This is a genomic window from Clostridium luticellarii (assembly GCF_002995845.1).
GTDB lineage: Bacteria > Bacillota > Clostridia > Clostridiales > Clostridiaceae > Clostridium_B > Clostridium_B luticellarii.
In genome coordinates, this window is record NZ_PVXP01000015.1 from 23,235 (window position 1) to 46,806 (window position 23,572).

Annotated in this window: 31 protein-coding genes; 4 read left to right on the forward strand and 27 right to left on the reverse strand. The window is 34.7% G+C overall.

Annotated elements, in window-relative coordinates:
• Positions 1 to 2: 2 nt before the first annotated feature.
• The 15 genes from CLLU_RS07330 to CLLU_RS18725 all read right to left on the reverse strand — a co-directional run bounded on the left by CLLU_RS07330 (position 3) and on the right by CLLU_RS18725 (position 7,019).
• Positions 3 to 1,820 carry a toprim domain-containing protein gene (locus CLLU_RS07330; protein ID WP_106009076.1) on the reverse strand — a complete coding sequence of 606 codons (1,818 nt, stop codon included), beginning with the start codon at positions 1,818 to 1,820 and terminating at the stop codon, positions 3 to 5.
• Positions 1,820 to 2,527, reverse strand: a complete 708-nt coding sequence (locus tag CLLU_RS07335; RefSeq protein WP_242977512.1) for a helix-turn-helix domain-containing protein — start codon at positions 2,525 to 2,527, stop codon at positions 1,820 to 1,822. The genes CLLU_RS07330 and CLLU_RS07335 overlap by 1 nt, the downstream gene beginning before the upstream one ends.
• A gap of 5 nt (positions 2,528 to 2,532) precedes the next feature.
• The gene (locus CLLU_RS07340) at positions 2,533 to 3,234 is read right to left on the reverse strand and encodes a hypothetical protein (RefSeq protein WP_106009078.1); all 702 of its coding nucleotides are present in this window, start codon (positions 3,232 to 3,234) and stop codon (positions 2,533 to 2,535) included.
• A gap of 11 nt (positions 3,235 to 3,245) precedes the next feature.
• Positions 3,246 to 3,734 carry a siphovirus Gp157 family protein gene (locus CLLU_RS07345; RefSeq protein WP_106009080.1) on the reverse strand — a complete coding sequence of 163 codons (489 nt, stop codon included), beginning with the start codon at positions 3,732 to 3,734 and terminating at the stop codon, positions 3,246 to 3,248.
• A gap of 1 nt (position 3,735) precedes the next feature.
• On the reverse strand, positions 3,736 to 3,927 hold the full coding sequence (locus CLLU_RS07350) for a hypothetical protein (protein WP_106009082.1): 192 nt from the start codon (positions 3,925 to 3,927) through the stop codon (positions 3,736 to 3,738).
• Positions 3,920 to 4,153, reverse strand: a complete 234-nt coding sequence (locus tag CLLU_RS07355) for a hypothetical protein (protein WP_106009084.1) — start codon at positions 4,151 to 4,153, stop codon at positions 3,920 to 3,922. Before CLLU_RS07355 ends, CLLU_RS07350 begins: the two co-directional genes overlap by 8 nt.
• 86 nt (positions 4,154 to 4,239) lie before the next feature.
• Complete coding sequence (locus CLLU_RS07360) at positions 4,240 to 4,452, reverse strand: hypothetical protein (protein WP_106009086.1); 213 nt, start codon at positions 4,450 to 4,452, stop codon at positions 4,240 to 4,242.
• Entirely contained in the window at positions 4,433 to 4,591 is a 159-nt protein-coding gene (locus CLLU_RS18715) for a hypothetical protein (RefSeq protein ID WP_158255899.1), read from the reverse strand. The genes CLLU_RS07360 and CLLU_RS18715 overlap by 20 nt, the downstream gene beginning before the upstream one ends.
• A gap of 214 nt (positions 4,592 to 4,805) precedes the next feature.
• Complete coding sequence (locus CLLU_RS07365) at positions 4,806 to 5,048, reverse strand: hypothetical protein (protein WP_106009088.1); 243 nt, start codon at positions 5,046 to 5,048, stop codon at positions 4,806 to 4,808.
• Between the two features lie 154 nt (positions 5,049 to 5,202).
• Positions 5,203 to 5,403 (reverse strand): hypothetical protein, encoded by a 201-nt coding sequence (locus CLLU_RS07370; RefSeq protein ID WP_106009090.1) that lies wholly within the window; start codon positions 5,401 to 5,403, stop codon positions 5,203 to 5,205.
• 6 nt (positions 5,404 to 5,409) lie between these two features.
• On the reverse strand, positions 5,410 to 6,156 hold the full coding sequence (locus CLLU_RS07375) for an ORF6N domain-containing protein (protein ID WP_106009092.1): 747 nt from the start codon (positions 6,154 to 6,156) through the stop codon (positions 5,410 to 5,412).
• Complete coding sequence (locus CLLU_RS07380) at positions 6,153 to 6,359, reverse strand: helix-turn-helix domain-containing protein (protein ID WP_158255900.1); 207 nt, start codon at positions 6,357 to 6,359, stop codon at positions 6,153 to 6,155. The genes CLLU_RS07375 and CLLU_RS07380 overlap by 4 nt, the downstream gene beginning before the upstream one ends.
• A gap of 49 nt (positions 6,360 to 6,408) precedes the next feature.
• Positions 6,409 to 6,612: a hypothetical protein gene (locus tag CLLU_RS07385; protein ID WP_106009094.1), complete on the reverse strand. Its 204-nt coding sequence runs from the start codon at positions 6,610 to 6,612 to the stop codon at positions 6,409 to 6,411.
• 32 nt (positions 6,613 to 6,644) lie between these two features.
• Positions 6,645 to 6,797 carry a hypothetical protein gene (locus CLLU_RS18720; RefSeq protein WP_158255901.1) on the reverse strand — a complete coding sequence of 51 codons (153 nt, stop codon included), beginning with the start codon at positions 6,795 to 6,797 and terminating at the stop codon, positions 6,645 to 6,647.
• A gap of 48 nt (positions 6,798 to 6,845) precedes the next feature.
• Positions 6,846 to 7,019 (reverse strand): hypothetical protein, encoded by a 174-nt coding sequence (locus tag CLLU_RS18725; protein ID WP_158255902.1) that lies wholly within the window; start codon positions 7,017 to 7,019, stop codon positions 6,846 to 6,848.
• A gap of 208 nt (positions 7,020 to 7,227) precedes the next feature.
• On the opposite strand from CLLU_RS18725, the gene CLLU_RS07390 reads away from it, so the two are divergent.
• Positions 7,228 to 7,635, forward strand: coding sequence for a helix-turn-helix domain-containing protein (locus CLLU_RS07390; RefSeq protein ID WP_106009095.1), 408 nt, complete (start codon positions 7,228 to 7,230; stop codon positions 7,633 to 7,635).
• Here the strand turns inward: CLLU_RS07390 and CLLU_RS18730 are convergent.
• Positions 7,622 to 7,759: a hypothetical protein gene (locus tag CLLU_RS18730; protein WP_158255903.1), complete on the reverse strand. Its 138-nt coding sequence runs from the start codon at positions 7,757 to 7,759 to the stop codon at positions 7,622 to 7,624. The two genes, CLLU_RS07390 and CLLU_RS18730, sit on opposite strands and share 14 nt — an antisense overlap.
• Before the next feature lie 193 nt (positions 7,760 to 7,952).
• Between CLLU_RS18730 and CLLU_RS07395 the strand changes: the two genes are divergently transcribed.
• Together CLLU_RS07395 and CLLU_RS07400 are read left to right on the forward strand one after the other, a co-directional pair.
• Positions 7,953 to 8,201 carry a helix-turn-helix transcriptional regulator gene (locus CLLU_RS07395; protein WP_106009096.1) on the forward strand — a complete coding sequence of 83 codons (249 nt, stop codon included), beginning with the start codon at positions 7,953 to 7,955 and terminating at the stop codon, positions 8,199 to 8,201.
• A 29-nt stretch (positions 8,202 to 8,230) separates the two neighbouring features.
• Positions 8,231 to 9,706 (forward strand): recombinase family protein, encoded by a 1,476-nt coding sequence (locus CLLU_RS07400; RefSeq protein ID WP_106009097.1) that lies wholly within the window; start codon positions 8,231 to 8,233, stop codon positions 9,704 to 9,706.
• Positions 9,707 to 9,720: 14 nt separating this feature from the next.
• Here the strand turns inward: CLLU_RS07400 and CLLU_RS07405 are convergent, their stop codons facing one another.
• From CLLU_RS07405 to CLLU_RS07455, 11 genes are all read right to left on the reverse strand, one after another.
• Positions 9,721 to 10,323, reverse strand: a complete 603-nt coding sequence (locus CLLU_RS07405; protein WP_106009098.1) for a B12-binding domain-containing radical SAM protein — start codon at positions 10,321 to 10,323, stop codon at positions 9,721 to 9,723.
• A gap of 35 nt (positions 10,324 to 10,358) precedes the next feature.
• Entirely contained in the window at positions 10,359 to 10,868 is a 510-nt protein-coding gene (locus tag CLLU_RS07410) for a hypothetical protein (protein WP_106009099.1), read from the reverse strand.
• An 84-nt stretch (positions 10,869 to 10,952) separates the two neighbouring features.
• Positions 10,953 to 11,669, reverse strand: a complete 717-nt coding sequence (locus CLLU_RS07415) for a zinc dependent phospholipase C family protein (protein ID WP_106009100.1) — start codon at positions 11,667 to 11,669, stop codon at positions 10,953 to 10,955.
• Positions 11,670 to 11,709: 40 nt separating this feature from the next.
• Positions 11,710 to 13,017, reverse strand: a complete 1,308-nt coding sequence (locus CLLU_RS07420; RefSeq protein ID WP_106009101.1) for a PQQ-dependent sugar dehydrogenase family protein — start codon at positions 13,015 to 13,017, stop codon at positions 11,710 to 11,712.
• A 175-nt stretch (positions 13,018 to 13,192) separates the two neighbouring features.
• Entirely contained in the window at positions 13,193 to 14,926 is a 1,734-nt protein-coding gene (gene lpdA / locus CLLU_RS07425; protein ID WP_106009102.1) for a dihydrolipoyl dehydrogenase, read from the reverse strand.
• 20 nt (positions 14,927 to 14,946) lie between these two features.
• Positions 14,947 to 16,305, reverse strand: coding sequence for a 2-oxo acid dehydrogenase subunit E2 (locus tag CLLU_RS07430; RefSeq protein ID WP_106009103.1), 1,359 nt, complete (start codon positions 16,303 to 16,305; stop codon positions 14,947 to 14,949).
• Between the two features lie 85 nt (positions 16,306 to 16,390).
• On the reverse strand, positions 16,391 to 17,362 hold the full coding sequence (locus CLLU_RS07435) for an alpha-ketoacid dehydrogenase subunit beta (protein ID WP_106009104.1): 972 nt from the start codon (positions 17,360 to 17,362) through the stop codon (positions 16,391 to 16,393).
• Between the two features lies 1 nt (position 17,363).
• On the reverse strand, positions 17,364 to 18,302 hold the full coding sequence (locus CLLU_RS07440) for a thiamine pyrophosphate-dependent dehydrogenase E1 component subunit alpha (protein WP_106009124.1): 939 nt from the start codon (positions 18,300 to 18,302) through the stop codon (positions 17,364 to 17,366).
• Between the two features lie 397 nt (positions 18,303 to 18,699).
• Positions 18,700 to 20,646 carry a sigma-54-dependent Fis family transcriptional regulator gene (locus CLLU_RS07445; RefSeq protein WP_106009105.1) on the reverse strand — a complete coding sequence of 649 codons (1,947 nt, stop codon included), beginning with the start codon at positions 20,644 to 20,646 and terminating at the stop codon, positions 18,700 to 18,702.
• A gap of 98 nt (positions 20,647 to 20,744) precedes the next feature.
• Positions 20,745 to 21,623 (reverse strand): lipoyl synthase, encoded by an 879-nt coding sequence (gene lipA, locus CLLU_RS07450; protein ID WP_106009106.1) that lies wholly within the window; start codon positions 21,621 to 21,623, stop codon positions 20,745 to 20,747.
• Positions 21,624 to 21,671: 48 nt separating this feature from the next.
• A complete protein-coding gene (locus CLLU_RS07455) occupies positions 21,672 to 21,968 on the reverse strand; it encodes a DUF6506 family protein (RefSeq protein WP_106009107.1) in 297 nt (98 codons plus the stop codon).
• Between the two features lie 268 nt (positions 21,969 to 22,236).
• On the opposite strand from CLLU_RS07455, the gene spoVB reads away from it, so the two are divergent.
• Entirely contained in the window at positions 22,237 to 23,568 is a 1,332-nt protein-coding gene (gene spoVB / locus CLLU_RS07460; protein WP_106009108.1) for a stage V sporulation protein B, read from the forward strand.
• Positions 23,569 to 23,572 lie beyond the last annotated feature (4 nt).

Below are 23,572 nucleotides of genomic sequence, written 5' to 3' on the forward strand. Positions count from 1 at the left end.
CCCTAGAATGGACATTCATCCTCTTTTTCTTCTACATTGGTATCTAAAACTACATTCCTATCTTTTACGTTTCTCTCCCAGCTGTAAGTCTTAGTACCGTTTTTTGTATACATCCTCTTACTAATTGGATTAAATTTGTAAAAGTTCTTCATGTCTGTGTCTCCGTATTCCCTGTTTTTACGGATTATAATTACCGTGTCATTGTCCATAAATTTTTCTTTCTCTTTTTCTTTTGCACTATCAGCCATATCTTCCGTAATCCTTGCTATAGCAATCACATTGTCGGCCAGGTCTATTATGTCAGACACGCCTCCAACATCTTCATCTTCAACCAGCTTGTTGTTTGTTTTTTTAGGGTGTGCCACAAGATCTATGTGTATGTCATATCTCTTTGCAAAACTTTTTAGACGATTCACAATGAACCCCTGCTGCCTGAAATAATCCTCTTTTTTATTTGTCTTGAGAGTCTTCAAATTATCTATAATAAATCTTTTTATGTCATATCGCTTATATCCATAAGTCATAATTTCAATCAAAGTTTCCACATCGTTGCTGCCATCTTCGCCATAACAATACAAGTAATCTCTATACCAGGCATTTATAATTTTCTCTATTTCGGGGTGGACCCCATATTCTTCTCTGCCGGTTAACGGGTCCTTGTATTTCACAATGTATCTTTCCCCTACTATCTGCCTATCTAGCCACTGTTTTACTTTGGAATTGCTCAGTTCCCCGGAGTATATAAAACATTTTGTTTTCTGTTCTATAGTATCAACCAACGTTTGATTTAAAAATGTGCTTTTACCTCCGCCTCTCTTGCCGGTCCATACAACCAATTCTCCGCCTCTGCAACCACCTAAAAAGTAATCTAAAAACCTGTCACCATACAATATCCTATCTACGTCTTTTTGCTTTATATCACTCATTTTGAACAGATTGTCTATTGGAAAATATTTGGCATTGTTTATATATTCAAGAACCTTTTCGGAGCCATCTTTATATAAAACTAAGTTTGCGTCTTTTCGGTTTGCTTCAACTTTCTTGCATCTATCTATCCCCAGTTTCTTTGCAACTTTCTCAACTGCCCTCTTGCCAGCCCTGTCACTATCAAACCAAAGAATAAACTCTTTGCATTTATCCAACCATTCCCAACAATCATTTACCCATTCCATGTTTTCAGTTCCAAAAGGTATGGATACAACATTTTTATAGCCCGATTCATAAGCCGATAAGCAGTCAAATTCACCTTCTGTAAGTAAGATAGGCTGTTCTATGTCTACGCGATTCATATTGAATAATACAGGCTCTCCGCCGCCTTCTTGCCATATCTTAGTCTTGTCTTTACCCTTAACGAACTTTCTAGGTATCCTAATCTTGTTTAAAACATGCTCGTTGTCCTGGTTGTAGTAGGGGAAAATTATATTCCCCTTGCTATCAGACCTTAAATCAAAATGTGTCGCGGTACTTAAAGATATTTTCCTTAGTCTTAAATAGTCCTCTGCCTGCTTAGATAGCTTGTTCAGCTTTATAGACGGCTTTTTATATATCTTTTCTCTATCCAGAGAATCAAATTTTTGTTTATATATGTCCAATACATAATCAGCCCTTTCACCATATAATTTTGCCAGTTCGCTAAATTTCCCGGAGGCACCACAGCTCCCACGGTGACATACAAAAGTATGCTTATCCAAGTTTAGGAAAAAAGTATATTTGTCTCTATGTCTCCCACCATGGCAATATGGACATGATACTGGGTTTATTTCACTGCCCTTAATTTTATATGGTTGTAGATATTTATCTGCAAATTTCAGTTCATCCATTAGTTATCAAGCCCTAAAGCTTTTGGGTCCCATGTTTCTGCACTGTCTAAATTATTACCACTCTCTTTTTTACTCGCATATGAGCTATTCTTTAAAGGAAATATCCCCTGCCAGCTATTGAATATACTCTGATTCAGAATATCTACCTTCCCCTTAACACTGCCAGATAGTTTATCTAATTTACTCAATAGAAGTTCTAATGCTCTATTTGTCATTGGCTTTTTAATAGACTTCCTCATTTTAATGAACTCTCTAATGCTATCCTGTAACTCACTATTATTTGTATAATCAGCAATGATTTTGTCCAGCCCGGTTTCCTTTTTCTTTTTTTTATTATTAACTGTAGTATTAAGTACTGTATTATTATCTTTAAAGTTTTCTTTAATAGGGGTATTAAAGTTTTCTTTAATAGGCTCATAAAGAATTCTTAAATACCTATTTAAAATTTGTTTAGTACCCTCCTTGTAAATTATCTCTGAATGCAGATAGCCTTTTCCTATCAATTGTTTAATCCAGTTAGAAACAGAAATTTTACTTACATGATATAGAGAAGCAAAGTATTCATTAGTAGCCCAGCAATAACCTCTCTCGTTACATAGAGCAGTAATCTCACCATACAATAGTTTTGCATTCGGGGTTATATCTTCGTCATATCTAACATTAGCCGGAATTATGGCATAATAGCTTCTCTTTATTTCATCAGGCAAAAGTCTCACCTCCTTGTAAAAGTCTTCTGGCAATCCATGCACAACTTCTTTTTAAATTTAGAAGTGCTGAACTCTGCCACTTTCTCCGAAATTTTCTTACCGCATTTTTCACAAGTTAATCCATTGCTTGAATTATTGCTTTCTTTATTTTGAATATTCTGCTTATATTTTTCACTATAATTAGGTGTCACAGATTTACCCATAGAGAACCTAACTACATTATTGTTGTCTACTATATCCAGTTTTTCTATCTCTCTTTTATCGTTATATGCTATAGACTTAACTCTAAAGTGTAAATGTGGATTTATATAAGACTTATCGCCTTTATCTTTAACCTCTCCTGCCTGTAGATTCACCCATATAAACGGTGCTGTATAAAGTTCCCTGCCTATACCTACATTAAATCCTGCTCTCTTAAATGAATCACTTGCCTGACCCTTCTCCTTCTCTGTATAGCTCTCCACTCCTACATCCTGTTTTTTAATCCATTGCTTCTTTTCATCATCCCATATTGATATAGTGCAGAATAAATTATTGTTGATAAGCTGGTGTTCTCTTTGCCAGCCTGTGGGACCGTAAGTTTCATCAAGTATACGCATGTCTACTCTGGCATCTTTATATAGGAGCAATATACAACCGTTGGATTTAACACTTTGTACCCTTACTTCAATTTCATCTGCATTTAAAAGCCGTATCTCTTTACTCAATCCTAAGCCTCCTATCTAATACTTAAAGTTGTTCCTTGCTTAATCTTTACACCTGGAATTTCCATATTATTTTTTAGTTCGTCCAGAATACTTTTCTTGTCTAAAACGTCTGGCTGTGGCTTCCAATATTTTTTTGGAATAACTTCTTCCTCCACTATATCTACTGCAGGGGCTGTTTTTCTTATGGAGAGAGTAAATAGCTTGCCCTTGATTTTATCCTTCTTTAAAAGCTTCATATGCTCATAAATATAGTTCTTCAAGTCATCTACTCTGTGCTCCATAACATTTTTTCTAACCTGCAACCTCTTAATTTCTTTCTTTATACCGTCTATATCGGAGTTTAAAGAAGATATAAGTTTTGCAATGTTTTCTACTTTAGTATCAAATTCCTCATCTATCTTATTTAGTGCTTGTAAAATATCCACTTCAGGTAAGTCTGGATTATCCAGAAGTTCCTGTATATTTCTGTACCTATCACTTATTTCATATAACTTACCCATGCTAATCCTCCCCTGCTATAGTTTTAAAAGTATTTATACAGTCATTACAAACATTCATACGCTCATCATTTAAAATCTCATAGTAACTATCTCCTACATATATAGGGTCACCGCACACGTCACAATGGGTATATACTTTAGCTTTAGGTGCTTCGTATCTGTAGTCATAACAACTATCTGTTAAATCAATCATCTTCATCACCTTCGGTATCTTCATCTGTGTCTTTTGGATAACCTTCCTTTGCAATTTCAAATCCTTTATCGAATATTTCAATATCTATATCTATCTTGCAAGGTCGTGTTCCCCCTAAAACAGGTAGATTCTTTGATATTACATTTTCTAAAGCACATCCATCTATATAAACTCCATATTCTTTGTTCTGTATAATACTGTGCTCTGAATGCATACTAAATTTCATTTCAAACCCTCCATTGATTTATTTTCCAGCTTAGTATATACTGGAAGTAACATTTTTTATTTGCCTTTTAATTAAAGGCTTTCTTTTTATATATTTTTAAGAAACTGTTTCATTTCAAGCGGTGTAAGCATATCTATATCTTTGTAAGTTGTTCCTATATCTTCATCATATAACTCTCCATTGTCATCTAGTCTCCAACGCCCGGCTCTGTTTATAATGTCTTTGGCACTAAGTTGACCATTACACCCAAAGTATATAGATTCTACCGTACCAAGCTTTTTACTTGTGCATCTGTCCATCTCTTTTCCACTCTCCCTCCATTCTTTCCAAGGCACTATATAACACCTTTAATATAGAATTTAATTCATCTTCATTAAGACTAGGAGCCAATTGTCCAACCAGTTTCATGGTTTCTCGGGCTTTAGCTATATTTGCCATGTTAATCCCTCCATAACTTTTTAAATTCAAATAGTCCTTTCCATGTAGGATTTATATAGCTTGTTTTACATTCATCTACATACTCAAGCAGTACATAGATGCTCATGTCACCTTGCCTTCTTCTAAATAGCCTATAAGGGTATCTTTCCATTCTTCATATGCGTGCTGAGTGTTCTTGTCCTCAGGCCCAAAAGCTCTGTAATATAGATAAAAGTTATGCCTTAAACTTCTTAATATCTCTTTCATTTCTCCTCCTTTTAAAAGCCCTGGCATATTCAAGTAAACATATATTGCGTAACTTTCTTGCATATTTCTCTGGGTCCACATAAGATTCTGGGAAACTCTCTGCTATAATCATTTCTAATTCTTCCATAGGTGTATATATTGTTTTCTGTTCATCCTTTGTAAATATAATTTGGTTATCTGGAGTAATATCAATCGTATATGCTGTATCCATATAAATTCCTCCTTAATATCTAATAGGCAATAATATTTTACCTGTCCTTATATCCTGTATGGTAAAGCTCTCATGGTCGTTTCTAATCATGCTATAGTTGTTTGGATTTACACCATTACAATATAGTAAGTTCCAAAACTTATGTGGTAGTTTCTTAGGCATCTTTATCCCCCTTTACATAACCAGCCATCTTTTCATATCGAATAGCTTTATCCTTTAGTTCTTCTATAAGATTCACCATCTCATAATTCAACCTTCTGTAATCTAGCAAAGTATCTGGGCTTATTTTTTTATATACTGCTAGGCACATCACAGAAATTATCAATAGAATCATGTAAAGAATCTTATAAAGCATTAGTTTTTATATAACCTCCTCTATATCCTTTGAATTTAACATCTTATCTGCAACTCTCAGGGCATCTTCTATTAGTCCTACCCTGGTTAAATACGCGGGTATGCTTAATTTCTTTATGTGATTGTCCTTGCAATAGTTATGGCATTTTGTAACAACATTTGTATGATATGCTGTGTTATAGGCCTTTCTAAAGTCCTCCCATCCATGAGAGTATATAATTCCATTCTCATAAGAATACTTTCTTATCATGGCGTTAAGACGTTGCTGTGGTGTACCTTGTATGTTTGTACAATCCAGATTATCAATCCTTGTATTTGCCAACTCTGCCTTTTGTGTAGCTTGTTCTGCTTTTAACCTTATTTCCTTCATGCCTTTTAATGATTGGATTAGAACATCTTCCATACAAGCAGGCTTGTTTTCTTTCACTCTGAAATACGTTTCCTCCAAGTGGTCGAATTGCTCCCATGCTTTGTCAGTATCTAAAATCTTGCAATGGCGGTCTGCTCCGCGTTCTGTCCAGAGATATAATTGATTTGCGTTTTTACCAACAAGGTAAGTATTATTTACCTTGTCCTTAAAAGCCTTGAGTTTACTGCCTTTTAAATGGAAAAAGTGTTTACCTTCTTCAAATCTTTCTTTGTTGTTGTTAAAATTAACTTTTATATTGTCTGTAGATGTTTCATAAACTTGTGCAAGTTGCTCTGTTGTCAAAATTCTTTCATTGTTATATGTTACTGGTATTAAATTACTCATATTTTCCTCTCCTTTGATATTGAATTTCCAACTTCGGTTGGCTGGACTTTTAATATTGTTGCAATATTTACTATTGTTTGCCACGTTGGATTACTTCTTCTGCCCGTATTTAATTTTGATAAATAATCTACAGTAGTATTTGTTTGCTTGGCAATTTCGGTTAAAGTGAACCCTTTACTTTTACATAACTCTTTTAAATTCAAGTAAGTTCCTCCCTTCTGGTAAAATAAAAGAGCCATCAGCTCATACAGTTCAACCTGTATCGGCTAATGGCTCTGATCTCTGGACTCTGGTTTCTTGAACTCTGGCCTCTGGATTCCGGCTCTCAATATTATTTTTTATTTCTATTTCTCTTTTGCAACAATGGCATTTGAGAAATACTCCCGATATATTTATAGTATTGTCTATAATGGCAAGTTTCCTCCCGCAAAATGGGCACTTATACCACGTTTTCATGTCAATACCTCCATTTCGTTTTTAACTCTCCCTTACGCTGTTTTCTCATCCGTTTTTATCCCCTCCTTTATTTTCTTAATACGGTCTCTTGCCAAGAGGGTAAAACCCCTCTCAATAGCCGCTTGCTTTTTTTCTGGATTGTCTTCGTATATTTCTATGCCGTCTATGTTTCCCCAATATTCCATTGCATTCCTCCTTATGTAAGAAAATAAGAATTATTTTTTCAGCTCGAATCAATCATAATAATTTCCCCTTTCCATTACATCTGTGTGAAAACACTTTCCTGCAATATGGATTGCATATATGGTACCTTTTTCATCTTGTAGATATATAGCAGTGTTTTCTCCACCTTCATCAATTTTAGCTAATTTGCAGCCCTCCAAACGATTTAAAAATTGTTTTTCCATTTAAATCTTTCCTCCAATGTTTTATCGCTTGCTATGGTTATATATTAATACATTAGTCCCAAATAGTAAAACATAATTTAGGACTAATGTATTAAATTATATGCGTAATATTAATTTTTTCTAAGTTTTTCTTTATTTATCTTTATTTATCTAAAAAAATATGATATTATATTTTGTGTCTAATAGTCATAAAGAAAGGAACTTTTAAATGGATGCAATTAGTAAGAATATACGAAAAATACGCAAAGAAAAAGGCATAACTCAAATACAACTATCTAAAATGATAGGTTCTACTAATGATTATATATCCAAGCTGGAAAGGGGCTTGAGAAAAAATCCATCTTCGCATATGCTCAATAAAATAGCAAAGGCATTAAACGTATCTGTTCAAAGACTTTATAAAGAAAATAATGAAGATGATTCTATAGAAGAAATATTAAATAATATATGCAATAATGCTCCAGATACAGATCTGCCATTATCGGCTTTGATTGTAACACAATTTATAGAAGAAGGATTAATAGATAGTAAAGGCAATATGTCTCCGAAAGTAAAGAAATTATTACTTGAGGCAATTGCCTTACAATCAAAAGTAGATAACGTCAAGAAAGATTAATTTTATGTTTTATGGTTTTGACAAGCTTGTCTATATCTATGCTGTTTTTGTTTAATATATTGTTTTTCTTTAAAACGTTATCTATAAACTTTATACTCTCCAGTAGATTACTTTTTTTACCCATAATAACTCCCCCAGTGATTGTTAATATTTATTTCAATTACATTATAATTTCATGATGTTTTACGGTTCAAAAAGTTTTCGACTTTTGATTGTCTTAATATGTCGAAAAAAGTTTTATTTCCATTATTTATGTCTTATCTTTTTATCCAATATAGTTTAAAATTACCTTATATAAGTCATATGGAGGTAATTAAATGAAATTTAGCATAAAAAGATATAGATATAAACACAAATTAACTCAAAAGCAATTGGGGAGACTTATAAATAAATCGGATAGTTATGTAAGTTTAGTGGAAAATAACAAGACAGATCCACGCTCAAGTACATTGGAGAAGCTGGGATGTCATTTAGATATATGCCCTAAAGAAATGATAATAGGGTGCAACAGTTTAAAATGTGCTACATGCTGTTATAATAAAAGTAATATTAAAAGAGAAAAATAGATTAGCAATGTAAAGGAGATCTATATGTCATGAAGAAAGTCGCTATATACGCCAGAAAAAGTGTTGAAGTAAAAGATAGTATTTCTATAGAAACTCAGGTTAACATGTGCAGAAATTATTTTGCGGATGAAGAATGTGAGTTTGAAGAATTTAAAGATGATGGATATTCTGGGGGGAATACTAATAGACCAGCTTTTAAACTTCTTCACAAGAAAATAGAATTAAATATGATTGATACCCTGATATGTTATAAGCTTGACAGGTTAAGCAGAAGGGTTGTAGATATAGCAGATTTTTTTGACTTGCTGGATAAAAAGGATATAGCCTTTATATGCGTAAAAGATAAGTATGATACATCTACACCTATGGGTAGGGCAATGATGTATTTTGCGTCTGTTTTTGCTCAATTAGAGAGAGAAACAATTGCAGAACGTGTGAGGGATAGTATGTTACAGCTTGCTAAAAAGGGATGCTGGACCGGTGGTCCTGCTCCACGTGGATATGAATTGGTAAAGCATGGTGGTAAAACTTATTTGAAATTAATTGATAGAGAGCTAATACTTAATTTATATAATTGGTATTTAGAACTAGGAAGTTTATATCAAGTTGACATGAGAGCAAAGGGAAAATATAATATGTTAAAAGGTCGTGATACCGTTAGAAGATTTTTAAGAAGCCCATTATATGTACAATCCAGCTCAGAAATAAATGATTATCTGATGAAAAATGGCTGGAAAGTATTCGGTAACACCAATGGGTGTGGATATTTGACATATGGTGTAAGCGTTAAAGAGCCAATAGCAATAGTAAGCAAACATGAAGCTGTGATAACCCCTTTATTATGGCTAAAAGTGCAGGAGAAGCTTGACGAGGTAAGGGAAAGTATCTTTAAAAGAAAAAGTAAGGTATATTGGCTCTCTGGGGTATTGAGATGCCCATACTGCAAAAAACCTTATGTCATAGTGAATAGTGCACGTAATCATTATTATGCCTGCAGAAGCAGAGTGAACCGCTTTCATGAACATAATAAAAAATGTAAAAATAATAAGTATGTAAATTCAATTAAAATAGAAAGTGTAATTGAAAAATACATACTATCTTTTAGAGATAAAGTGGATTTTGAACATATATATAAATCTAATTCAGACAATATATACAACTCTGGCATAGAAGCTTTAAACAAAAAAATTAAGAAAAATTCTAAGATGATAGATAATTTAGTTAGCAAAGTAGCACTGTTAAGTAATTCTGGAGCTGAAATACTTTTAAAGAAAATAGATGAACTTTCCAAAGAAAATAAACAACTGGAAGATAAAGTTAGAAACGAACAGCTAAACGTGCTTGAGATTGAAAGCAAAAAATTCGATAAAAGTTTTATATATGAGAATATATTAAATTTCAGTAAGACTGATAACCCAGAGGATAAACGTAATTACGTAAAAAATATATTCAAGTATATTGACTATGATCCGATAAATGAAAAAATAGTTTGTAAATTTTTATAGGTATTTTGTATCATTTATGTATTAATAGGGCATCCTCTGCTGGATTCGTAATACACTATTTTATTCTTGAAATTTTCCTCTATTTTATAGGGAAATACTATCTTATTCATGTCTATTAATTCTCTGGGTTCATTTAAAATTATCTTACCCTGCCATTTAAAGCAAAGCCCTCTTATACTTTTAAGCCTTAAAAGATTTGCTTGGCTATTTTCTTCCTCTGACTTTCTAAAACGTTCTATCTGAAATTTTACAAACTCGTCATAAGTTTCCTCGCCTTCCCCTGTTGTTACATATTCTCCCGGGGTATTTTTTAAAACACTGCAGCTGTCATAGGATACTTCTGGCCCTCCAAATAAAATTTCAATTTTAGGTTCTACAAGCTTAATTAGTACAGCCAGTGATTTTATGTATTCTATGTTCCATATATAACAGGAAAATGCAACTATATCCGGTCTTTCCCCTATAATTTTCTCCAGAACCCTTTCTCTTCTGTCATTTATTGTAAATTCTCTTATAGTACAATCATAATCCAGTTTTTGTGTATAAGCTTTCAAATATCTCACTGCCAGATTGCTGTGAATAAATTTTGAATTTAGAGCTGTAAGTAATATTTTCATATGAAATTTTTATTTTCCTCCAAATCTTTTTTTAATTAAACAATATCTTTTTTCTGAGCTTTTATATAGTAAATCCCATCCGAGTTCCTAAAATCTAAAATTTTAAAATAATGCTTCAACAATTTTAAAGTATTCTCTTTTGAGCTGTCCTTTAAAATATTAAAATCTCTTATTTTTATTTTCTTAAGTCTGCCTCCGGGTATTGCTATCTTTATATCTGCATAAAAAATTTTGCTGTACCCTTTGTCTATGTCCCATATATGTAAAAATCCATTTTTATTTAAATACTTATATATGTCTTTTATAAAATTTTTCTTTTTAAAATTAAAGCATAGTTTGTCAAAGGAAAACAGAAGTATACAGTTGTCATAATAGTTTTCTCTAATATTTTTTTGTTCATCCCTACCGCTTATATATTCCACGTTCACATTGTCATTGAATTGTTTATATATATTATACACTATACCCTGATTATTCAGGCCTACATCCAGTAAATTACCCCTGAATATTTCATTTTCCATATTTATAAATATATTTCTATTCATTTCTATCACCACCCTCTACAAATACATAATCGAAATATAGAATATGTTATATATGTTCTGTAAAAGGGAAAAAAATCCTCCAATCTATGGAAGAATTTTAAAATCTTTTATTTGGTTGAAATATTTTACCATGAAACCAGCCGTAGTTCTCTCGGCTTCTTTTATAATAACTCCGGCTATTTTCCCATATCTCTCTTCTCTGGATTCTATATTTCTGTTTTTTATATAAGTGCTGTTTGCCATTATGGCATTGTTTTTTATAAAATCGTCCACTTCATCATATATTATAGGTGATTTTTCTGTTACAAAAGAATAATCAGTCATCAGCTTTCCTATTATCCAGAGTTCAAATTTCCTATGACTGTTCAAAAGTCTATTATTTACATGATGGGGAACTGTGACATCCTGAACAAGGTGGCAGGATGCTCCGAAATAAAACAGAGCCCTTTGAATTTCTTCATTTTTAAAAAACTGCAGAGACTGATTATAGTATTTTTTACATTCCGTCAGTGCATCTGAAAATCCATATAATCCCCTGCCTCTTATAATATGATAGAAATGATTTGAACTTTTAAAATCCTGATCTGCCCAGGTGACCCCCATATTTAAAGTTCTCGCATATTTTCTAAAAAAATTATATTCTCTCATATATCCATTGCTCTTTAGTATTTCTATGGCCTGTATGATTATGAATTTATGCACGGTACAATTAGTCTTCATGATTTTTTTCTTCAGTGGATTTACTGCAAAGAATATTCCCCTTACAGCGCTGCCATAGGTTCTTTCAATTCCACGTTTCATCCAAAAACAATCTCCTCTTTTTTGATATAATATTGCGATATCAGGAATTTTGATTTTTCAAAATCAATACAATTCCCAGTACTGCTGTTAAAAGTGAATAGAGATAAATCCTTTTATCAACTATCTGGGTCATATTAATTCTGCCCCTTTTTATACTATATAAATAACCTTTCTTTCCGTCAAGTGTGAACAGTGATTTATCAAAAATTTTCATACTGGAAATTTTTGAAGTATTCTCAAATTTAATTTCTGCCAGAGGCAGTCCTGCTCCGGAAAAACTATAGATCATATTATCCGATCTATCGTAAAAAAATATACAGTCTTTTGATTTTAAATCTCCATCTGCATCTACAGCTAAAGTTCCCAGAGTGCCTACAGTTTTATGCTGATAAATAGGAGCTGGAGGATTTGTATTGGGATGGTTGTCAAGTATAAATTGAAGTGGTGATCCCTTGACGCTTTTGAACTTTGGAGACGTAACGGGATCTCCGCCGCTGTAATCCGGCCATCCATACCACATTCCTTTTTTTATTTCATATATGTAGTCCGTATCACCTATGACAGGTCTGCTCCCTCTGTTTTCCATGCCTCCTATATCGCATATAAGTCCATTGCTGCTGTTAAAATCCATACCTTCTACGTTACGTATTCCCCATGCAAAAGTTTCACTTGATCCATTTTTTATATTATATATTATTATAGAAGCATTTCCGGGAAAATGCTGCGGTACTATCTGGCCTTTTAAACTTTTGGTATTATAGCTTTGAAATGCTCCTCTCTTGTATTTGCCAAAGTTAATTCCCCTCAGAGTTATATCTTCAGGAGTCATATCATGGGCATAAAAATTATCTTTAATCCATTGGTTGTCATCTCCAACTACAGCCGAATTTGTTGCAGCTCCTATGGAAATATATATATAATCTCCTTTTACTCTTAAGACGCTTTTTCCATAATCACCGTAATTTGGTATATTATTTATAATTACTTTATTCTTGCCTTGATTTACATTATAACAGTATATTTTATCTCCTGAAGAATAATATATACTGTTCTTAAAATAATCAATACTGTGTATGTCCAGACTTAAATCTTTAAGTATATCATAACTTCTGCCATTATTTTCAATGATCTGTATCCTGTTTTTATAGGCTATGTAATAATTATCTTTTTCATCCTTCGTGAAATCGACCGAATCCTTAAGGCCACTGTATTTTAAGCTGCAGGTTAAAGAATTGTCTTTTATCTCAAACCTAACTTCAGGGTGTGTCTTATCAAAATAGAACCGAACTATAAAAACTGATACGGATATAATCACAACGGTTAATAAAATTTTTAATAATTTCTTCATGGTACAATACTCTCCTCAAATATAGATCCTAGAATATATATATTATAAAAAAACTCTGCATATGAGTATTTGAATGCAGAGTTTTATATAATTTTGTATAGTATATTGTACAAAAATAATTCTAAGCCTCAACAAAAATTATCAGGGCCTAGAATTATTCAAATTAAGTCAAATTTTAATTTACAGAATTAAGTGCTCTTTTCTGGACAGCCAGTGCAGCTTCTTTGAAAGCTTCATTTATAGTGGGATGGGCATGTATTGTAGTTACCACTTCATCTACAGTGGCTTCAAGCCTCAGGGCCAGTGCAGCTTCACCTATGAGGTCCGTTGCCCTGGGCGCCATGATATGAACGCCTAGAATTTCTTCCGTCTTTTTGTCTGCTATGATTTTTATTATACCGTCGGGTTCCTTTGATATCATGGCCTTTCCGTTGGCACCCATGGGGAAAATTCCTACCTTGTAGTCAATACCTTTCTCCTTGACCTGTTCCTCAGTAAGCCCTGTCGAAGCTATTTCAGGTTTTGTATATACGCAGGAGGGAACGGTCTTGTAGTCCATTTTGACATTTTTCCCGGATATATTCTCTGCTGCCACCACACCCTGTTCCGATGCAACGTGGGCAAGCATGATTTTGCCGGTACAGTCTCCTATGGCGTATATACTGCCTGCATTGGTTCTCATATAGTCATCCACACATACACGGCCCTTTTCCGTTTTTACTCCGATTTTTTCCAGTTCAAGGCCCTCTGTATTGGACCTCCTTCCTATAGCCACCAGTACTTTTTCAGCTTCTACATTTAGGTTGTCATTTCCTTTTGTAAAGTCAACCTTGAGTCCATTTTCTCCTTTTTCTATACTGGTGACTCTGCACCCTGTATTTATGGAAACTCCCTGCTTGGACAGTTTATCAGCAATCATACTTGAAATCTGCCTGTCTATAGGCGGTAAAATGAATGGCAGCATTTCCAGAATAGTGACTTTCTTCCCCAATGAACTGAAAAGGCTCGCAAATTCTATTCCTATTACTCCTCCGCCTATAATCACTATCGTCTCCGGCAGGGATTCCAGCTCCAGTGCACCGGTGCTGTCAATCACGCCTTCCAGTCCTATTCCAGGTATAAGCGGTGCAAAGGGAACAGAGCCTGTAGAAATTATGGCGCTGTCAAAATCAATTTTTTCGCTTTTACCCCCCTCTTTTGAAACAGTAAGGGAATTTTCAGTTTCCATTCTGGCAAATCCGTTGATCACATTTACCTTGTTGTAGGAAAGCAGTCCCTTCACTCCTGATACCAGTTTTTTTATTACCCTTTTCCTTCTTCTCTGAACATTTTTCCAGTTTATGCTCACTTCGCCCACATCAATTCCCAGATTTCTGCTGTCTTTGATTTCACTGAACAATTCAGCAGAGTGCAGCAATGTCTTTGTAGGTATACATCCTACATTAAGACATGTACCACCCAGTTCTTCCTTTTCGATTAAAGTTACTTTATTTCCCAGCTGTGCAGCACGAATAGCAGCTATATAACCTCCCGGGCCTCCGCCTATGACCACTACCTTCTTCGGTCCTGCTTCTACTGCAGTATTGTCAGATTTTTTCTCCTCTGTTTTTGTTTCAGCTACTTCCTGTCCATTTACACCGGCTTCTTTTAAAAGCCCTGAAATATCTTCATTCTCACCGGCTATTACAGCAACAGGTGCCAGACATTTAACCGTCTCCCCCTCTTCCACCAGTATTTTTCTCACTACTCCGCTTTCCTTTGCCTCTATTTCATTTGTAAGCTTATCCGTTTCAACTTCAAAGAGAATTTCTCCCTTTTCAATTTTTTCTCCTTCGCTTTTATGCCACTTTGCCAGCATACCTTCCGTCATTGTAAGGCCCAGCTTGGGCATTATCTCCAAACAACTCATTTTTAAAAACCTCCCATGTTTTAAAGTATAAGCAGTCCCGGTTTTTCCACATACTGCTTGATTCTCTGCAGAATTTGAGCTGCATAGGCTCCATCTATAGCTCTGTGATCTGCTGTAAGCGACATGCTTATAAGCGGCTTTATGACTATCTCACCATTTTCCACCAACGGTGTTTCAACAATTTTGTTTACTCCCAGAATAGCCACCTCGGGCTGGTTTATAATAGGAGAAAAGGTATCTATGCCGTACATGCCAAGATTGGTTATGGTGAACGTACCTCCGCTCAAATCATCAGGTACCAATTTGTTTTCCCTGGCTCTCTTTACAAGATCCTTGAATTCAGCAGTGATCTGTTTAATACCCTTTATATCCGTGTCCTTTATCACAGGAACCAGAAGTCCGCCATCCAGAGCAACGGCCACTCCCATATTTACATAGTCTTTCAAAATAAATGTGTCTCCTTCCACGGAACAGTTGGCCAGCGGAAATTCCTTAAGCACCTGTGAAACTATTTTTATGAGCAAATCCGTATAGGTAACCTTGAAGACATCCTTCAAGCTGTTTTTCAGCCTCTTTAGCTCTGAAGTATCCATAGTCATGTTATATGTTACGGTAGGTGAAACACTGACGCTTTCACTCATCCTCTTTGCAATAACCTTCCTCATGGCAGACATCTTTACTGCTTTTTCGCCCCTGACAACTGTCTGCTGCGGCGATGTTTTTTCTTTTTCCACTTTTTCTTCATGCGTTGTCTCAGGCGCTTTAGCTGCCTCTGCAGCCTCCAGCACATCCCTTTTCATTATCCTTCCGTTTTTCTTTATACCCGAGAGATCTACGTTGAATTCTTTTGCCAGTTTTGCAGCTGCAGGAGATACTTTGATCCTGGTGCTTTCAATATATGCTTCTATATCTTTCTTTACTATTCTGCCCTGAGGACCTGTACCCTTTATGTCTTCATAGCTCACACCGCCCTGCAGGGCAAGCCTTTTGGCAAGGGGTGATATCTTTATTCTGCCTTCAGCGCCCACCGTGGCGGAAATCCCTGGTTCGGCGATCACTTCTTCCTGGACCTTATCCTCTTTCTCTTCACTTTCACCGCTTTTGGCTCCTGCCTGCTTTAAAAGCTCTGATATGTCTTCATTTTGTCCTGCGATGATGCCAACAGGCACCAGGCATTTAACTGTCTCCCCTTCTTCCACCAGTATTTTTCTAAGCACTCCGCTTTCTTTTGCTTCTATTTCATTTGTAAGCTTATCCGTTTCAACTTCAAAGAGAATTTCTCCCTTTTCAATTTTTTCTCCTTCACTTTTATGCCAGTTTACGAGAGTCCCCTCCGTCATGGTCAATCCAAGTTTCGGCATTACTTCAATACAACTCATTAAAAACCCTCCTAAAATCTAGATTGAATATAAATAGGACAATGTAATTCAGAGAAATGTTCCCTGAATTACACCTTACGCATTTTTATAATGTTTTCTTTACAGCAGCTGCTATTTTATCTGAATTAGGCAGTATATAGCTTTCAAGTTTCGGTGAAAACGGTATTGGCACATTGTAGTTTCCGATTCTGACTACCGGAGCATCCAAATAATCAAATATCTCCTCACTTATCAGAGCGGAAATTTCTCCTCCAAAACCTCCTCTTTTGGCTTCTTCTGTTACAACCACTGCTCTATTGGTCTTTTTTACTGAATTGAATATTGTATCTTTATCGAAAGGAAATAGAGTTCTTGGATCTATTACTTCGGCATCAATACCTTCTCCTGAAAGTTTTTGAGCAGCTGAAAGGGCTTCGTCAACCATTCTGCCTGTTGCCACTATGGTAACATCTTTTCCTTCCTTTTTTATATCTGCAACGCCAAGAGGTATTGGTGCCGAGTTTTCATCTACTTCGCCTTTTTTAGGATAAAGACCTTTATGCTCTATGAAAACCACAGGATTATCATCAGCTATTGAAGTGAGCATTAATCCATAGGCATCTGCTGCTGTAGTAGGATAAACAACCTTCAGCCCAGGTACATGTGTAATCCACGCTTCAAGGCACTGGGAGTGCTGTGCTGCACCTTGAAATCCAGCTCCACAGGGTACTCTTACTACCATAGGTAAATTTATTTTACCTCCAAACATATATCTCAATTTTGCTGCCTGATTCACCAGCATATCCATTCCAACTGTCATAAAATCCATAAACATAAGCTCCGCAATAGGTCTCAATCCTGTGGCAGCAGATCCGATGGCACACCCTAAAATGGCACCTTCTGAAATAGGAGTATCTCTAACTCTCATTTCACCAAATTCATCATGCATTCCCTGACTTACTCCAAAACACCCTCCAAAGGGACCTACATCTTCACCAAACAACAATACATTTTTATCCTGACGCATTTTAGTACTCATGGCATCTTTTATTGCCTGTGAAAAAGTTATTTTTGACATACTATTCAACCCCCTCTTTTATATCGCTGTATACATCTTCAAATACTGAATTCAATTCTGGTTCAGGACTGTTCATTGCAAAATCAACTGCTGCTTTAATTTGTTCATCAACGGATTCTTTCATTTTATCTATTTTGTCTTCACTTATGACCTTGTTTTCCACCAGATATTTTTCAAAGCGCGGAATAGGATCCTTTTTAATCCATGCTTCCTGTTCCTCTTTTGGTTTATAAGGTGCTGGATCCCCTTCAAAATGTCCTCGTTGTCTATAGGTTTTACACTCTATTAGGGTTGGGCCATCTCCCTTTCGGGCTCTTTGTATAGCTTCACTGGCAGCCTTGTAAATTGCAACAGCATCGTTTCCATCCACTGTAACTCCAGGCATGTTATAGGCTTTTGCCCTTACAGATATATCTTTGATATTCTGGTGCCTTTTCTGAGAAGTTGATATTCCGTATCCATTGTTTTCGCATACATAGACAATAGGAAGTTTCCAAACGCTTGCCATATTCAGTGATTCGTGAAATGTACCCTGGTTTGTGGAGTCATCACCAAAGAAGCATACACAAACCTGATCTGTTCCCCTGTATTGTGCACTCATTCCTGCACCTAATGCTATATCATGTCCTGCACCTACTATACCGTTTGCACCAAGTATTCCTTTTGTTGCATCTGCAATATGCATGGATCCGCCTTTTCCCTTGCAGTATCCTGTAGCTTTTCCAAATAGTTCGGCAGTCATATATTTGAGTTCTCCGCCTTTGGCTATTATGTGTCCATGACCTCTGTGAGTACTGGTTATATAATCAGCATCAGTTAAGTTTTCACAAACAGCGGAAGATATAGCTTCTTCACCTATATAAAGATGTACAAATCCTGGGATTTTTCCCTCTGCAAAATTATCCTTTGCCATATTCTCAAATGCCCTTATTTTTAACATTTTGTCATAGATATTTACAAGAGTAGTGTTTTCTATGCCTTTTCTTTCTTTTATCTTTTCCAAAATAATCCCTCCCAATAATATTTAAAATATGGATATCAGCAGTGAACTGCATTGATAAACGATTACATGAATGGCCACTCCTTTTTTAATTAAACATCAAATAATTTATCATTTTGTATACAACTTTAATCAAAGCAAAAAATGTGCCAAATATAAAAAATATTATATGGACCATTTTAACAGATAAAAAGGTGGGATTGAAAGGCTAAGTGGAAGAATTTTTTTCATAACGGGAATTTTTTCTTTCCCATTTTTAGATTAATCTGAATTTTGCGTATAAAAAAATTCTCCATTTAGGCTTATGCAATCAATTGCCTAAATGGAGCTGAAAATTCTATTCCAAATTATATTTTTTGATTTTCCTATACAGTGTTGATTTTCCCATTTCAATCAACTTGCTTGCATTTACTACATTTCCGTTACACTTTTCCAGAGCCTTCATGATAAGTTCCCTTTCAACCTGATCTACGGTTTTTATTCTGCCTTTTGAATGGCTTTCCAAAAATATTGAATCCTCTTTTATATTTTCAACACTTCCCATAATATACTCAGGTATTAAAGACTCTGTTATGGATCCGTCCTTTGAAAGATAATACGCCCTTTGGACTACATTTTCCAGCTCTCTTACATTTCCAGGCCAATTATAATTTTTCAATATATCCATGAAGCTCTCATCCACATGCTCTATTTTCATCTGATTTTTTTTGCTTAATTTATTTAAGAAAACATTTACAAACATCTCTATGTCTTCTTTTCTCTCTCTCAGCGGAATCAGATTGAGATTAAACACATTCAGCCTGAAATACAAATCGCTTCTAAAATTTTTTGAATTCACTTCTTTTATGAGATCTCTATTAGTAGCTGCTACTATCCTCACATCCAAGTTTCTCTCATATTTTCCCCCGATTCTCATGATAGTATGATTATCAAGAACTCTCAGCAATTTTGATTGAATTCCAAGCGGCAATTCTCCAATCTCGTCTAAAAATATAGTACCTCCATTGGCCAATTCAAATTTGCCGGGATTCCCTTCTCTCGATGCACCGGTAAAAGCTCCTTTTTCATAGCCAAACAATTCACTTTCTACCAAATCCCTGGGAAGTGCTGCACAGTTTATAGCCACAAATGGTCCACTGCACCTCTTACTGCCATTGTGTATAGAGTGTGCAAATAATTCTTTTCCTGTACCGCTTTCCCCTGTTATCAGCACGGTACATTCATTTTGGGCTATTCTTCTTGCCTCATCAATTATGTGCATCATCCTGGTATTACGGGTGAGTATATTGCGGAAATCATATCTGGAAGAAAATCCTGCTATTTTGTTTACTACTCCACGCATGGTATCTGCTTTTTGAATAACGATTACATAGCCCATGTAATTTTCACTCATGGAAAAAGGAGTCACACTTATATTACACTCTATCCTTCTATTTTTTACATATAAACTTATTTCTCTGTAGGCAATTTTTCCTTTGTGATTTAGTTCATATATATCCTTTACTATATCCTTCAATAATATTTTCATATCAATTTTATATAGCTCATTTTTATAGATTCCCAGTATGCTGCATATCTTTTCGTTAAAATATTTAACTTTAAATTCATTGTCTAAAACCAGCATACCTTCTTTTATTGTGTTAAATGCAACTTCCGTCCACCTTCTGTGCTCATTTATGGCAAATTGCTCTTTTATAGTATTGGAGGCTTCTGCTACTATGCCTAAAGTGTGGTAGTGAAAAGTAACCATACTTCCGGAAAGATCGATACACCCTATTATCTTACCGCTACTGTTGTGTATTGGTGCGGCAGAACATGTCCATTTATGTTGCTCTTTACAGTAATGTTCTGCACCTAATGTCCAAACAGGCTTATTCAAATAGATACAAGTTCCGATAGCGTTGGTTCCCACATCTTCTTCTCTCCATCTACGGCCCTCTAAAAAATCCAAATTTTTATTTGCGGCCATTATTCTTTCATTTCCCAAAATTTTCAGTATAACTGCATTTTCATCTGTTAATATAATAGAATAGTTTGTATCTTTTAAGATTTCATATAAATTTAACATTACAGGCAGGCAAATTTGTATAAATTCTTTTTTTTCTCTAAGCACTGCATCAAATTCACTTTTAGAAAGAATATTAGCCTTATTACTGTTTTCTCCGACTCCGTAATTTTTACATCGTATCCATGAATTTAAAATATCCGGTCTTACATCTTTGGGTATTTCATTATATTCTATAAACCTACGGCGTCTCTCCTTGATTTTATCTACATAGCCCATGAGTTTATTCCCCCTAAATTTTATATGAAATATACCATACTATAAATATATTATACAATTTATAATATGAAATTTATAGGGGAAATAATAAAAGAAAATTACTGATAATTACATAAATTTTGATTTTTCAAAATTTCCATACCTTCAAAAGCCTTGTAAGAACTTCTAACATAAGGACCTGAAGCAACAAACTTAAATCCTTTTTCAATTGCTATTTTTTTATATTTTTCAAATTTTTGGGGAGTGATGTATTCAAAAACAGGAAGATGATTTTTAGATGGCCTGAGATACTGACCTATTGTCAATATATCACAGCCCACTTCCAGCAAATCGTCCATCACTTTCAGCACCTGCTGCTCTGTCTCTCCAAGCCCCAGCATTATACCACATTTTGTATATACATCTTTGTCAAAAATTTTTACCTGCTTTAGCAGCTCAATGGATCTGTTGTAGATTGCCATAGGCCTGACTTTTTTATATAAAGGTTCTACCGTTTCAATATTATGATTGAGTATATCCGGTTTTGCATCAATTATCTTTTTTAAGGCACTCCAGTTACCCTTTAAATCCGGTATTAAAAGTTCTACAGTTGATTCTGGATTTTCCCTTCTCATGGCTTTTATAATTTCTACAAAATGTGATGCGCCGCCATCTTCCAGATCATCTCTTGTAACAGATGTTATAACTGTATGTTTAAGTCCCAGTTTTTTGCTTGCAAGAGCTACATTTTGGGGTTCTTCAGGATCAAGTTTCTCAGGCAGTCCCTTGTTTACAGCGCAAAATCTGCAGTTTCTTGTACATGTACTGCCCATCACCATAAAGGTAGCCGTCCTGTGCCTGAAGCACTTTCCTATATTGGGACAATTGGCACTTTCACAGACCGTATGAAGTGAAAGTTCTTTCAGCATATTTTCCATTTTATTTAATACCGCTTCGTCAGGTGCTTTCATCTTCAGCCATTCAGGTTTTAAATTCAATAAAATCACTTCCTTCTATACGCTATTTATTATAATATTAGCTGTAATTTAAAAAATTTCATCTCCGCTTTTATTACCAAGTCCCGGATGAATGTCGAATCTCACTGTGCCTATGGGAATACTGCCTTTTACAGCTTTTTTAATTTCAGTAGTTCCTTCTATACCAAAACCACCGCACAATTCTATTGCTGAAATCCCATTTTCTAGCAGATCTGCAGCTACCCTGCAGGCTTCATTGTAATCCGGTACTCCTACACTTGTAAGTTCTATACTATCAGTTTTTATCACAGATTTATGAATTTCAGGATTAGCTCCTGGAGCCAAAAAAATAAATGCAGCTTTCATTATCCAATTACCTCCTGTATTTTTTATTTACTATTCACTAAAGCATAAATCGAGCCAATGCTGAAACCGTTGTAATGAGCTCACACAAAAAAATTTGAGATTCAATTATGGGAAAAATTATTTCAAAATGGGAAATCATTTTGCATGGGGCATTTGGTGATTGAGTTTAAAACTCTGAAAATAATGAGAATATACTTTTAAAGCTTGTCATAATTATTAATATTAATGATTCAATATTAATAATATAATTTCTAGGTCAGGAGCTTTTATGAAAAGAGATAGATTTTTAAAAAGTACACTCATTTTGATCTGCTCAAATTTGATAACTTCAATGTTTGCATTTATATTTTCCATAATATTGTCTAGAAGTCTTGGAGCTGAAGGTATGGGACTCTACGGTCTTATAATGCCGGTATACGATCTATTTATATGCCTTATTTCAGGAGGTATGATAACCGCAATTTCCAAAGTAGCTGCAGTGTATTTTGGGAAAGATGATTTCAACAACTTGAACCGTTCTATAGATATATCCTTAACTTTTAATTCTCTGCTGGCTGCTTTTATAATCTGTATGATATTTATCAATGCTCCTTATATCAGCACTAAAATAATAAATGATACCAGAGCTACCCATGCACTTCAGGTCATGTGCCCGGCTATCTTTTTCATATCATTGTCATCCATATTAAAAGGTTATTTTTATGGGATATCAGAGATGAAAACTCCGGCATTTATAGATATATCGGAAAAATTTCTGAGAATTGTAATAATAAATTTATTAATAACTTCTTTTTCACTGAAAGATGTAAATGGGACTGTGACTGCAGCTTATATAACTTTGACTCTAGGAGAGTTTATAAGCTTTACCATATTGTATATAATGTATAAAATAAAAAAAAGAAAATTTGGATTTAGTTTGTACAATGCAGAGGATAAACTACAGCTTTTATTCAACGTACTTGTTATATCATTTCCACTATGCATAAATGGATTTTTATCCACGGCTCTCTCTGCTATTTCCGCCTTAATAGTTCCCAGGCGGCTTGTAGCTTCGGGAATAGAATACAATATGGCACTTGGAATGATAGGCAGATTCAACGGTATGGCCATGAACATAATTTATTTTCCAATTACAATCATAACCTCTATGTCCATAGTTCTCATACCGGATTTGTCAGAGAAGATGAGCAAAAGAGATTATTGGGCCATAGAAAAAAGAATATCCCAGATTATAAAGATATCTCTCCTTTTGGGAGTTTTAACCATGATGGTGTGCATTGCTCTATCTGATTACCTGGGAGAGTTATTTTATAAAAGGTATGATTTGGATTCTTATATAAAATTTGCAGCATTATCTGCTCCAGTCATATTCGTATCCATGTCCACCTTCGGGATTTTAAACGGAATAGGGAAACAAAAAATAATACTCAGGAATTCTCTCATTTCATCGGTTATGGACATAGTTCTAATATATTTTCTTACAGGTATACCCAAAATAAACATATATGGATGCGGAATAAGCTTAATGGTAACTTCCTTTATTACTTTAGCTCTAAATATGCACGAACTTATAAAGGACAACTTTTATGGAAGCTCTTAATAAA